This window comes from Streptomyces sp. NPDC051310, assembly GCF_044455245.1.
Taxonomy (GTDB): domain Bacteria; phylum Actinomycetota; class Actinomycetes; order Streptomycetales; family Streptomycetaceae; genus Streptomyces.
Genome location: NZ_JBITEO010000008.1, coordinates 144,652 through 156,350 on the forward strand (window position 1 = coordinate 144,652; position 11,699 = coordinate 156,350).

General features: G+C 72.7%; 10 protein-coding genes and 2 pseudogenes. 5 read left to right on the top strand and 7 right to left on the bottom strand.

What is annotated here, in order from left to right; genetic code table 11:
* Positions 1 to 20 precede the first annotated feature (20 nt).
* Both tgmB and tgmA read right to left on the bottom strand, forming a co-directional pair.
* On the bottom strand, positions 21 to 947 hold the full coding sequence (gene tgmB / locus ACIA79_RS14265) for an ATP-grasp ribosomal peptide maturase (RefSeq protein WP_399428519.1): 927 nt from the start codon (positions 945 to 947) through the stop codon (positions 21 to 23).
* Positions 948 to 967: 20 nt separating this feature from the next.
* Positions 968 to 1,162, bottom strand: coding sequence for a putative ATP-grasp-modified RiPP (gene tgmA, locus ACIA79_RS14270; RefSeq protein WP_031074227.1), 195 nt, complete (start codon positions 1,160 to 1,162; stop codon positions 968 to 970).
* A gap of 217 nt (positions 1,163 to 1,379) precedes the next feature.
* On the opposite strand from tgmA, the gene ACIA79_RS14275 reads away from it, so the two are divergent.
* The gene (locus ACIA79_RS14275; RefSeq protein ID WP_399428520.1) at positions 1,380 to 1,838 is read left to right on the top strand and encodes a YchJ family protein; all 459 of its coding nucleotides are present in this window, start codon (positions 1,380 to 1,382) and stop codon (positions 1,836 to 1,838) included.
* Positions 1,839 to 1,991: 153 nt separating this feature from the next.
* Here ACIA79_RS14275 and ACIA79_RS14280 read toward each other — a convergent pair.
* From ACIA79_RS14280 to ACIA79_RS14300, 5 genes and pseudogenes are all read right to left on the bottom strand, one after another.
* Positions 1,992 to 2,253: pseudogene (locus ACIA79_RS14280) on the bottom strand (MFS transporter); the annotation flags it as partial.
* Positions 2,248 to 2,460: pseudogene (locus ACIA79_RS14285) on the bottom strand (MFS transporter); the annotation flags it as partial. The pseudogenes ACIA79_RS14285 and ACIA79_RS14280, both read right to left, overlap by 6 nt.
* 152 nt (positions 2,461 to 2,612) lie before the next feature.
* Entirely contained in the window at positions 2,613 to 2,882 is a 270-nt protein-coding gene (locus ACIA79_RS14290) for a hypothetical protein (protein WP_031074232.1), read from the bottom strand.
* Positions 2,883 to 3,248: 366 nt separating this feature from the next.
* On the bottom strand, positions 3,249 to 5,255 hold the full coding sequence (locus tag ACIA79_RS14295) for an AMP-dependent synthetase/ligase (protein ID WP_399428521.1): 2,007 nt from the start codon (positions 5,253 to 5,255) through the stop codon (positions 3,249 to 3,251).
* A gap of 199 nt (positions 5,256 to 5,454) precedes the next feature.
* Entirely contained in the window at positions 5,455 to 6,666 is a 1,212-nt protein-coding gene (locus ACIA79_RS14300) for a helix-turn-helix domain-containing protein (protein WP_399428522.1), read from the bottom strand.
* Between the two features lie 509 nt (positions 6,667 to 7,175).
* Here ACIA79_RS14300 and ACIA79_RS14305 point away from each other — a divergent pair.
* The 4 genes from ACIA79_RS14305 (at position 7,176) to ACIA79_RS14320 (ending at position 11,695) form a co-directional block, all read left to right on the top strand.
* Entirely contained in the window at positions 7,176 to 7,829 is a 654-nt protein-coding gene (locus ACIA79_RS14305) for a hypothetical protein (protein WP_399428523.1), read from the top strand.
* A 241-nt stretch (positions 7,830 to 8,070) separates the two neighbouring features.
* Positions 8,071 to 9,627 carry a DUF6801 domain-containing protein gene (locus ACIA79_RS14310; protein ID WP_399428524.1) on the top strand — a complete coding sequence of 519 codons (1,557 nt, stop codon included), beginning with the start codon at positions 8,071 to 8,073 and terminating at the stop codon, positions 9,625 to 9,627.
* A gap of 188 nt (positions 9,628 to 9,815) precedes the next feature.
* On the top strand, positions 9,816 to 10,793 hold the full coding sequence (locus ACIA79_RS14315; protein WP_399428525.1) for an ABC transporter ATP-binding protein: 978 nt from the start codon (positions 9,816 to 9,818) through the stop codon (positions 10,791 to 10,793).
* Positions 10,790 to 11,695 (top strand): MlaE family ABC transporter permease, encoded by a 906-nt coding sequence (locus ACIA79_RS14320; RefSeq protein ID WP_399428526.1) that lies wholly within the window; start codon positions 10,790 to 10,792, stop codon positions 11,693 to 11,695. Before ACIA79_RS14315 ends, ACIA79_RS14320 begins: the two co-directional genes overlap by 4 nt.
* Positions 11,696 to 11,699 lie beyond the last annotated feature (4 nt).

Below are 11,699 nucleotides of genomic sequence, written 5' to 3' on the forward strand. Positions count from 1 at the left end.
TCACGGGCCCCGCCCTTCCGTCACCCGCCGGGCGACAGCCACTCGGCGACGGCCCCGGCGATCGGCTGGCCCGTTTCCGCCTCGACGAAGCCGAACTGGCCACCCTGGTTGCACTCCAGGAACCACCACACCCCCTCCTCGTCCTCGGCGAAGTCGAACGCGGCGTAGGCGAGTTCCGCCAGGTCCATGTAGTCCCGGACGCCCCGGGCGATGCGCTCCGGCACCCCGGCCGGCTCCCAGGAGTGGCCGGTGTCGCCGTAACGCCCGTCGACCTGGCCCTCCGCGGCGGTCTTCCGGGCCGCGAAGAGCCGCCGGCCGACGCAGGTCAGCCGGATGTCGGCCCGCTTGGGGACGTACTGCTGCAGCAGGGTGGGGCCGGCCGCCACCCCGCTGAAGTCCGTGCCGGGGGCCAGCAGCGTGGTGGGGAGCTCGACCGGGGGCCGGGTGCGCGGCGGCCCCGAGAGGGACTTGACCACCACCTGTCCGTGCCGCGCCGCGAAGTCCTCGGCCACCCGGGGAAAGGTCGTGACCACGGTGGCCGGCACCGCGAAGCCGCTGTGGTGGGCGACGCGCAGCTGCCACGGCTTGTACCGGGCCTGTGCCGCCTGCCGCGGGTGGTTCATCCAGCGCGCCGTCGTGGAGTACAGCATTCCGTACAGCGCCTGGTCCGTCTCCGCGCCGAGCCACGCCGAGGACCCGGGCGCGTGCGCGGCGGGCTCGCCGGGCCTGCGCATCCATATGGAGCGCAGGGCCCGGGAGCTGACCAGACGCCCCTGCGTGGACAGGTAGCAGTGGAAGTCACCGCGTACGTACTCGGCCGACATGTCCGCCTCCCCGGGCAGGTCGGCGGGGTCGAGCCGCACGAGCGGGACGCCCCGCGCGTGCAGCTTGTCCACCACCATGTCGGCGGTCACGTCCTGAGGGCTGGTCAGGATGAGGACGGTCATATCGGTGTGCCGCGGGCCGCTCAGTCGTCGAAGTGCGTCTGGGAGCCGGCCTTGGACGTGGTGGTGCCCGCGGCCGCCAGGAGCGCGAGGTCGGCGATGGCCGGACGCCCGTCAGGCAGCACGTTCAGCTGGCGGGCCGGGTCGTACGTGTAAGGCTCCGTGACGTCGTCCGCGGTCTCCTGCGGACGCGCGTAGGTGTACGCGAACGGGCGCATGGCTCTCCTTCATCGTCTCGTCTGCTTTCCGGTACGTGTGACAGTACGCAGTCAAGGTGTAGGGTTCTCGCTACGCTCCGCTGTGGTGCTGCACACATCGGCCTCCTTCCGCACGGCGACGCCATCCGTTCGTGAACTCCCCGCGCTCGTCGAGCGGTTCCCGGTACGGCCCGGCCCGGCGGTGCCCCGCCCGCCGCGCGGCGGCAGAATGGGGCGTATGGCCCGACGTACCACCCGACGTACCCCGCGCTCCCGCCCCGCACCGGTGACGCGCGCCACCCCCGCCGTCCGGGCGGACGCGCCCTGCCCGTGCGGGCTGGGCGCCGCCTACGAGGCGTGCTGCGGGCGGTTCCACGCCGGCCCCGCCACGGCCCCGACCGCCGAGGCGCTCATGCGGTCCCGCTACAGCGCCTTCGTCGTGCGCGACGAGCCGTACCTGCTGCGGACCTGGGCCGCGCGCACCCGGCCCGGCGCGGTGGACTTCGACCCCGGTATGCGCTGGACCGGTCTGGAGATCGTCGGCAGCACCGACGGGACGCTGTTCCACACCACCGGCACCGTGACCTTCGTCGCCCGCTACACGCACGACGGCGAGCCCGGCGCGCTGCACGAGCGCAGCCGGTTCGAGAAGGAGGACGGCGCCTGGGTGTACGTGGACGGCACCTTCACCGACTGACCGCCGGGCCCCGGCCGCGGGAAGGGCGCGCGCGGCTGCCTGGGGCGCGTGTACGGCTGCCGCCCGGCGCCGCGCCGTCAGCGCCCGGGGAGCGCCGCCGCCAGGCCCTCCGTCGGCAGGCGCTCGGCGGTCGCGTCCGCCGCCGCCCGCAGCTCCGGCGGCCCCCTCCGCCGCACGCGCCAGCACCGCCGGGCCCGGGGCACCGGGGGCGGCCGCCGCCGCCCGCACGCCCGCCTCCAAATCGGCGTCAGGGCGTTGGCGTGGATCGTGCCGAAAACGGCCGTGCCGAAGGACATGCCGAGCGTGCGGAAGAAGGTGACGCCCGACGTGGCCGTGCGAGGTCGGCGTACTCCACCGTGTTCTGCACGGCGATCGTCGGCACCTGCATGCACAGGCCGATGCCGGTGCCGAGGACGGAGGCCGTGACGACCCACGCCATGTGCGCGGCGCCGCCGAGATCGGCGACGATCGTCGGCAGCGCGGTCCCGACGATCGTCTGGTCCAGTGCGGCCGGCAGCACACCCAGCATGATCGTGAAGAAGACGACGGTGCGCTGCCGCGCGTCGAGCACCGGCGGCGTGGCCGGCGTACCCGGGGGCGCCTGCTGCGTGGTCGTCGTCACGCTTGCACCTCACACCGGCGGACCGCCGCCGCATGCGGGCGCGGTCCGGACCGGTGAGCCGTCCGCGGGCTGCCGGGCAGGGGTCCTGGACGGTGTCCTGCCGGGCTCGCGACGCCCGGCACTCACTGATCCGGCCCGACCGACGAGACCTGCTAGAGGCGCAGCGTGCCCGCGCCGCCCGGGCGCAGCAGCAGCCCCGGGTTGTAGGCGCCCAGGACCTTGTTCGCCCGGGCCAGGACCGCCAGCGCGTGCTCGCGGTCCGCCTGGTCCTCCTGGCACATCGGGAAGCGGAAGCGGTGCACCTCGCGCGCCGCGCACTCGGCGTCGACCTCTGCCTGCAGGATGCCGATCGGCATGCACGACCCGATGAGGGCGGCGACACGGTCGGGGATCGGGACGGGGACGAGGGGCGACGCGGTCACGTGAGGTCCTTTGCTGCTACTGCTGGGCTGCTTGTGGCAGCCGTCCGGTGCTGTGCTCCCTCCATGAGTAAACAGGACGCGGATCCCGGATTCCCCGCGGGTTTGTATCTGTGCTGCAACCGTTTGCCGCTCGCGGGCGGCACCGGCCGCGCGGACGCATGATCGGGTACGCGCGGTGTCCGCGGCGCGACGGGCCGTACCCGCACGTGGGGGCCGGTGGCGGGGCGGCCCGGCGAAGTGCGCCGCGGGTGCCGCCCGCAGCCGCCGTCGCCCGGACCCGGTGTCACCGCTGCCGTGGCGGGTCGCGGCGTTTCGTCAGCGGCGGATTGACGTGCCGACGGCCGGCCGCCTCGCGCTCCCGGCGGCTCAGGCGTACAGCGCCTCGATCTCGTCGGCGTACGCGGCCGCGACCGCGTGCCGCTTGATCTTCAAGGACGGCGTCAGCAGGCCGTTCTCCTCCGTGAACTCGCCCGGGACGATACAGAACCTGCGGATCGACTCCGCCCGCGAGACGGCCTCGTTGGCGTGGTCGACGGCCTTCTGCACGTCGGCGATCAGGGCGGGGTCCCGGCACAGTGCGGCGAGCGGGGTGTCCGCCGGGCGCCCCCGGACCGCCAGCCAGTGGGCGAGCGCGTCGGGCTCCAGCGTCACCAGCGCGGCGACGTACGAGCGGTTGTCCCCGACCACCATGCACTGGCCGACGGGCGGGCGGCTGCGCAGCCGGTCCTCCAGCACCGCCGGGGAGACGTTCTTGCCGCCGGAGGTGACGAGGATGTCCTTCTTGCGGCCGGTGATGGTGAGGTACCCGTCCTCGTCGAGCGAGCCGAGGTCCCCGGTCGTGAACCAGCCGTCACGGAGCACCTCGTCCGTCGCGACGGGGTCGTTCCAGTACGAGCGGAAGACGATGCCGCCCCTGACCAGGACCTCGCCGTCGTCCGCGATGCGGATCGACGTACCCGGCACCGGCTGCCCGACCGTGCCGGGGCGGGGTGCGAGCGGCGGGGTGACGGTGGCGGCGGCGCTGGTCTCGGTGAGCCCGTACCCCTCGTGGACGAGGATCCCGGCCGCGTGGAAGAACAGGTTCAGCCGCCGGTCCAAGCGGGAGCCGCCGCTGATGGCGTAGCGCAGCCGGCCGCCGAGCTCCTTGCGCACGCGGCGGTAGACCAGCAGGTCGTACAGCGCCCGGGCGGCGTGGAGGCCCGGGCCCGGACCCTTGCCGGTCCCGAGGAGCCGGGCGAGGTGCGCCTCGGCGAACCGGACGCCGATGCGGTCGGCGCGCTCGAATGCGGAGCCGCGTCCGATCCTCTCCGCGGTGGCGCGCCCGGTGTCGTGGATCTTCTCGAAGAGGTACGGGACGCCGACGACGAACGTCGGCCGGAACCGCCGCAGCTCCGGGCGCAGTTCGTCCGGTTTCATGCTCGGGCAGTGGCCGAGCTCGATGCGGGCGAGGAGGCAGGCGATCTGGATCGTCCGGCCGAGGACGTGCGCCAGCGGCAGGAAGAGCAGGGTCGACGCCGTCTGGCCGGTGACCTCCTTGAAGAGGGGGTGCAGCAGCTCGACCGTGTTGGCCGCCTCGGCGTGCAGGTTGCCGTGGGTGAGCACGCAGCCCTTGGGTTTCCCGGTGGTCCCGGAGGTGTAGCAGAGGGTGGCGATGCTGTCGGGCGTGAGGGCGGCGCGCCGCTTGGTGACCTCCTCGTCCGGTATCTCCCGCCCGAGGGCCGCGAGATCGGCCAGGGCGCCGGCCTCGATGCGCCGGATCCGCACGGGGGAGGGAGCGCGGGCGGGACCTGGGTCGCCGGTCCGGGCTGCGGCCGTCTCCGCCGTGTCCGTGGCCGCCTCAGCTGTGGCCGCCTCAGCGGTGGCCGTCTCTGCCATGGCCGCCTCCGCCGTGGCCGCGTGCTCGTCCGTCTCGGCGATGAGGAGCCGGGCGCCCGCGTCGCGCAGGATCCAGGCGACCTGCTCGGCGGAGGACGTCGCGTACACCGGGACGGTCCGGCCGCCCGCGGCCCAGACGGCGAAGTCGGCGACGGCCCATTCGTAGCGCGTACGGGACATCAGGGCGACGCGGTCCCCGGGCTCCACGCCCGCGGCGATGAGCCCCTTGGCGACCGCGGTGACCTCGGCGGCGAACGCGGCGGCGGTGACCGGCAGCCAGGCGGTGCCCTCCTTGCGCCGGAGGACGACGGCGTCGGGGGCCTCGCGCGCGTTGACGAACGGGATGTCGGCGATCGAGCCGGAGTCGGCGGGACGGGCGAGGGGTTCGGCGTGCGCCTCGCGGACGGTTCCGGTCGCGTCCCGGACGATGCCGATACGGACGCGCCGGCCGGGAGCGCTGCGCCGGCGGGCCCTCCTGACGTCCCTGCGTATGCCCATGGGTCGGCTCCTTGTGCGCGGATCGCGGGTGGGGGAGTGTGCAGGACCTCGGACTTACCGGGGAGTCAACTTACTCGCGCGTAGGGAAAAATCAACGGGTCGCGCACGCGTGCCGTGTCACACGGCCGGGCGGGACGGCGGCCTGCGGAGGCCACCCGGGCCCTGTCGGGTCGCCACATCCGCCGGGAAACAGGGATGTTCAGTCGGTGTCGCGGTCGCGGCCGGCCCGCAGGTGCAGCGCCCGCAGCACGGCCTCCAGCGCGAACCGGGCCTCGGGGTCGGTCAGCCGGCCGCCGAACCGGTGCTCCAGGTTCCTCATCCGGTAGCGCACGGTCTGCGGGTGCACCTCCAGCAGCCGCCCCATCAAGGCCGCCGTGCCACGCGTTTCGAGCCACACCCGCAGCGTGTCGACGAGCCGGGAACGACGGGTCGGGGTCAGTGCGGCCAGGGGTGCGAGTTCACGCTCGGCGAGCTGGTCGACGAGCGCCGGGTCGGCGAGGAGCCACAGCGTGACCAGGTGGTCGGCGCAGAACGCCAGCGGCCGGTCCGCGATGACCTGCGCGTCGATGAGTTCCAGCACGCGCCGCGCCCAGCGCAGGGAGTCGGCGGCGGAAGCGGTCGGCACGGTGAGGCCCACCGCCGCGCGGACCGCCGGAAGCGCCTCCAGCATGCGTCTGCGCGCCTCGTCCACCGGCCCCGGCACCAGCAGGTGCGGCTGCGGCTCACCGGGATCGAAGAGGACATCGTTGTCCAGGGCGGACGGCGGTACGCCGGCGGAGGAGCGGAGCGCCACGGGTGTGACGTGCGCGGGCAGGGCCCACCCCGTCTGCTCGCACAGCTCGGCGACGGCCGTGTGCGCGCCCGGCGGCCCGGCCAGGATCAGGTGCAGCAGCCGTCTGCGCAACACCTCCGACTGCGCGTCACCCTGCGCCCGCACCTCCAGGTAGCCCTCACGTGACAGCGCCTCCAGCTCGTCCACGTACGCGAAGAGGGCGTCGGCGAAACTGAGCATCAGCGTGGGGGAGAAGTTGTACCGGCGGCCCACCTTCTTGGCGCGCCGCAGCGCCACCCGGGCGCCGAGGCGGTAGGCGCCCTGCAGGCTGTCCAGGCTCCGCCCCTCGTACGCCTCGAACCGGCCGAACCGCCGGCACACCTCGTCACGCAGGGTCGTGGGTGCGGAGGGGGAGGCCACCCGTTCCGCGAAGGCAGCGATGTTCTGCTCGACGCACCACTGCAGTGCCTGCCGGTAGGGGCCGTTGAGCAGTCGTGCGTACTCGGGGTAGGCACGGCAGACCTCGCTGCCGATCTCCTTGACGAGGCTCGGCAGTTCCGGGCGGATGACGGCGGCGAACTCCTGGGGGAGCTGTCCCAGCGGCTCTGCGGCGTCCGACGGCTGGGTGGTTCTGGGCATGCGGCTTGTCCCCTCGTTCTCCGGATCTCCGGTTGGGGGCGGAGCGCGTGGGGGTGAGAGCGCTCCCGCGGACCGACAGGGTGTGAGCACTTCGTGGAGGCCGAACATAGTCCAGGGGGCTCGGGTCGCGCAGTAGTCAGGACAGCAGGCAGCGGGCCCGGGAAGGGAATTGGCCGAAGCGCGATGGTGGCCGGACACGGTCGCCGGGGGCGGTCGGGGCCGGGGGAGGAGTGCTCACTTCCGCACAAGAACCGCAGACGATCTGCTGCGACGGAGACAAGAAAATACCGGCGAGTAAGCCCGCTGCGGAAATCCGTCGGGCGAGTATTGCGCGGCCGGTTACCCGCTCGTAGCGTCACTGGCGCAAGGTGCTTCTACCTGGCTGCCGAAGCGAATTCGGCACCGCGTTCCGAACGAGCCGCTACGGCTTTTCGTTCCCTCCGTGAGCCGCACGGGGGACGGGGAGCCGTCAATCAGGTACGCCCGACCCCCCTGGGAGGGAACAGCCCGTGCGACGCATTACCAAACTTTCCGCCATTGCCGCTGCCGCGTTACTCGGAGCGGCCGGAGTCACCGCCACGAACGCATCGGCGGCGGCGCAGGCCACCTGGACCGTCACCAACCCCGCCGCCGACGACAAGTTCACCGCCGTGAACGTCACCGGGACCACCGCCGTGCTGACCAACAAGAGCACCGGCGCCCAGGTCACCTGCCGGACCATCTCGGCCACCGGTTCGGCGGTCGACGGCGTCCGCGCCAGCGGCGACGGCCTGGCCACCATCCAGACGGCCAACTTCGGCAGCTCGACGGCCAAGTGCAGCGGCCCCCTCGGCTCCACGTGGGTCGCCGTCAGCAACGCCCCCATGACCCTCAACGGCACGACGTACAGCGCCGGGGTGACCAAGGGCACCATCACCGGCATCGACGTGAAGCTCACCGGCACCAGCCTCGTCGGTACCTGCACCGCCAGGATCAAGGGCTCGGCCAACACCGGCTCGTACACCAACGCCACGGGTGTCCTGGAGATCCTGAACGACGCGACCCCGGCCCTCACGATCTCCGAGGTGTCCGGATCCTGCGCCGGTCTGCTGAACAACGGCAACGTGGCGACGTTCACCGCCAAGTACAAGGTGACACCCATCATCACGGTCACCAGCCCGTAACCGGGCCGACCGGCCGGCCGCTCCCGGGCGCGCGACGGAACCGCCGTCCGCGGCCGGGCGCGGTGCCACCGCACGGCGCGCCAGGGCAGGGGTGCGCCGGCACAGGGCCCGCCGGGACAGGGCGCGTCGGCGTACGGCCGTGCGGCTCCGGGACGGCCACGGGGACGGGACGGCCGCGACACCGACGACGGTACGGCGAGCGACGACGGGACGACGGAACCACGAGGCAGGGGGCGGCGGCATGGCGAGGACACGGCACGGCGGACGGGGTGTGCGCCTTACGGCGGCGGTCGCCGTCACCGTACTGGCGGCCGGGCTCCTGCCCGGTACGAGCAACGCGGTGGACGACGGCGAGCAGCCCGTCGACCGCGAGTTCGCCTACCGCTGCCTCCTCCCGGGCGGCGGCACCGAGCGGAAGGCGACGGTGCGGGTAGCGGCGCTCCTCCCGCGCCAGGTCCCCGCCGGGCGGCCCGTCCGGACGGAGTCGGTGGTCGTCGGCGTACGGCTGCCGCAGGACGCGGTCGCCGATCTCGCGGCGCTCGGCGCGGCCAGGACGGAGGGCGTCGTCCGCCTCACCGCGCTGGCCACCCAGAACGGCGCATCCGCCGAGGTCCCGTGGTCGCAGCTCACAGCCCCCGAGACGGCCCTCCCCGCCGGGGGCGCCCACACGATCGAGGCGCGCGGCACCGTCCCCGCGGTCACCGCCCGCTCCGCCGGTGAACTCGTCCTCTCGGCAGGGGCCGTGGTCCTGGACCTGCTGGCGCGTACTGCGGACGGCAGACCCACCACCCCGCCGAACCTGGCCGTCACCTGCACTCCCGAGGCAGGACAGGACACCGCGTTCGCCCGGGTCTCCGTCGTCCCCGGTACCGGATCCGGCGGAAGCCCCACGCCTCCGGTGGTCGGTGACCCGGACGAGGGGCAGGACCCCGGGAAGGGCCAGGACGGGCCGGGCGGCGCCGCGGACGAGGCGCATCCCGGAGGCGGCCCCGGTGACGCGGAGGGGAGGACGGAGCAGCCGGAGCAGTCGGAGCAGTCGGAGAAAGGGAAGAAGGAGAAGAGGGGGGAGAAGGACGAGTGCGTCGAGAATCCTCCGTTCCCGCTCGAACCCGTGCGGGCGCACGGCTATCTCGCCGGTTACTCGAATGTGCACAAACTCGGTGGCGCCGTCCGCTTCCAGGAACCCGGCCTGCTGCGCGTCAACATGCTGAAGGCGTACCAGTTGCTGCAGTGCAGCCCGCCCGAAGGACCCTATTTCGCCCTGTACAGCGACGTCCGGTTCGACCACGGCGGGAAGCCGCAGCTGCCGCCGGCCACCTCGACCTTCCTCACCTTCGGGTTCATGCCGACAGCCGCGACGGTCGAGCTGACGGCGGCCGGCCCGCTGGAGATCGTCACCCGCGGTTATCAGCTCGACGAGCAGGGCCGGCAGCCCGAGATCTCCACGGTGACCGGCAAGGTGTGGATACGGCTGTACGGCGTCGAGGTCAACGGCACACCGCTCGACGTCGGCCCCGCGTGCCGCACCGCCCGCCCCATGGACCTGGTCATGACCGGGCGCGGCCACACCGACGTCGAGGGGCGGCCGCACGGGTACACCGTGGCCGGCGGCGGCCCGCTGACGGCCACCGGCACCTTCCCCGAGTTCAGCGGCTGCGGGGCGGCGGAGGATGTGGACGCGCTGCTCACCGCGGCGCTCTCCGGTCCGGGCAACTACATCAAAATGACGCAGGGCCCGCTCTGCGCCCCGGGTACCGAGCACTGCCCGAACCCGCCGAAGCCGCGGCCCGAACGCTGAGTCCGCCCGCCGTGAATACGCACCCCGGCGACAAATTCCGACGGTGACATTGTCACCCGATGACAAACGGACCGGATGATCCGGGCACCGCTGTCGGAAGGCTTGTCCGGACCTTCACCGTGACCGTAACGTGCGCTCCCCCGTGCACTTTTGTCACTTCCTCAGCATGAGCAGCGTCTGGAGTTGTGGTGGGAACAGAAGTGGTCGTCGAAGGACTCACGAAAACCTTCGGAAAACAGAACATCTGGCAGGATGTGACCCTCACCCTGCCCGCCGGTGAGGTGAGCGTCATGCTGGGGCCCTCCGGCACCGGGAAGACCGTGTTCCTGAAATCCGTCATCGGGCTCGTCAAACCCGAACGCGGCCGCGTTCTCATCGACGGCGTCGACATGGTCAACAGCCCGGAACGCGACGTCTACGAAACCCGCAAGCTCTTCGGCCTCATGTTCCAGGACGGCGCCCTCTTCGGCTCGATGACGCTCTTCGACAACATCGCCTTCCCCTTGCGCGAACACACCCGCAAGAAGGAGTCCGAAATCCGCCGCATCGTGATGGAGCGGATGGACATGGTCGGACTCATCGGCGCCGAGGAGAAACTCCCCGGGGAAATCTCGGGCGGAATGCGCAAACGCGCGGGACTCGCACGGGCCCTGGTGCTCGACCCCCGCATCATCCTCTGCGACGAACCCGATTCCGGACTCGACCCCGTCCGCACCGCGTACCTCTCGCAGCTGCTCATCGACCTCAACGCCCAGATCGACGCGACGATGCTGATCGTCACCCACAACCTCGACATCGCGGCGACCGTGCCCGACAACATGGGCATGCTCTTCCGGCGCAGGCTCGTCACCTTCGGACCGCGCGAAGTGCTCCTCACCAGCGACGAACCGGTCGTGGCGCAATTCCTCAGCGGCCGCCGGGAGGGCCCGATCGGCATGTCGGAGGAGAAGGACGCCGCGACCCTCGCACGGGAACGGAGCACCGCTTCGCCGTTCGCGCCCCGGCGCCGCCTGGAGCGCCAGCTCGAACCGTCCCCCGGGCTGCCGGCCCGCGCCGCCGTGCTGCGCCGCCGGCAGCGGGTCCTCGACATGCTGCCCCAGCTGCCGGAGGCAGCCCGGACGGCGATCCTGCGCAGCTACGCCCCGGTGGGCGGTGCCACCTCATGACGGCGGAGGCGGCCGGGGGCGCTCCGGGCCCGGCACACCCGGCAGGGACGACCGGCGGGACGACCGGCGGGGCGATCGGCGGGCCGACTGGCGGGACGACTGGCGGGCCGCCCGCGGCGCCGCTCCGGCCGCCGTCGCGCCTGCTCGCACCGCTCCGCGAGAGCGGCAAGCTGTTCGCGCTCGCCGTCACCGTCACCCGCGCCGTCTTCCGGCGGCCCTTCCAGTTCCGGGAGTTCGTCGAGCAGTTCTGGTTCGTCGCGAGCGTCACCATCCTGCCCGCCGCACTGGTGTCCATCCCGTTCGGCGCGGTCATCGCCCTCCAGGTCGGCTCGCTCACCCAGCAGCTCGGCGCCCAGTCGTTCACCGGCGGGGCGAGCGTCCTCGCCGTCATCCAGCAGGCCAGCCCCCTGATCGTGGCGCTGCTGATCGCCGGGGCGGGCGGCTCCGCGATCTGCGCCGACCTCGGCTCGCGGAAGATCCGCGAGGAACTCGACGCCATGGAGGTCATGGGCGTCTCGCCCGTCCAGCGGCTCGTCGTGCCGCGCGTGCTCGCCACCATGTCCGTCGCCGTGCTCCTCAACGGCATGGTCTCCGTCGTCGGCACACTGGGCGGCTACTTCTTCAACGTGGTCATGCAGGGCGGCACGCCCGGCGCGTACCTCGCCGGCTTCTCCGCCCTCGCGCAGCTCCCCGACCTGTGGATCAGCGAGATCAAGGCCCTCGTCTTCGGCTTCCTCGCCGGCATCGTCGCCGCCCACCGGGGGCTCGATCCGCGCGGCGGCCCCAAGGGCGTCGGTGACGCCGTCAACCAGTCCGTCGTCATCACCTTCCTCCTGCTGTTCTTCGTCAACATGGTCCTCACCGCGATCTACCTCCAGATCGTCCCGGCGAAGGGGGCCTGACGCC

Bases quoted from the DNA above. Each gene is read 5' to 3' on its own strand.
- tgmB (WP_399428519.1), bottom strand. From the start codon at position 947: ATGACCGTCCTCATCCTGACCAGCCCTCAGGACGTGACCGCCGACATG.
- tgmA (WP_031074227.1), bottom strand. From the start codon at position 1,162: ATGCGCCCGTTCGCGTACACCTACGCGCGTCCGCAGGAGACCGCGGAC.
- ACIA79_RS14275 (WP_399428520.1), top strand. From the start codon at position 1,380: ATGGCCCGACGTACCACCCGACGTACCCCGCGCTCCCGCCCCGCACCG.
- ACIA79_RS14295 (WP_399428521.1), bottom strand. From the start codon at position 5,255: ATGGGCATACGCAGGGACGTCAGGAGGGCCCGCCGGCGCAGCGCTCCC.
- ACIA79_RS14300 (WP_399428522.1), bottom strand. From the start codon at position 6,666: ATGCCCAGAACCACCCAGCCGTCGGACGCCGCAGAGCCGCTGGGACAG.
- ACIA79_RS14310 (WP_399428524.1), top strand. From the start codon at position 8,071: ATGGCGAGGACACGGCACGGCGGACGGGGTGTGCGCCTTACGGCGGCG.
- ACIA79_RS14320 (WP_399428526.1), top strand. From the start codon at position 10,790: ATGACGGCGGAGGCGGCCGGGGGCGCTCCGGGCCCGGCACACCCGGCA.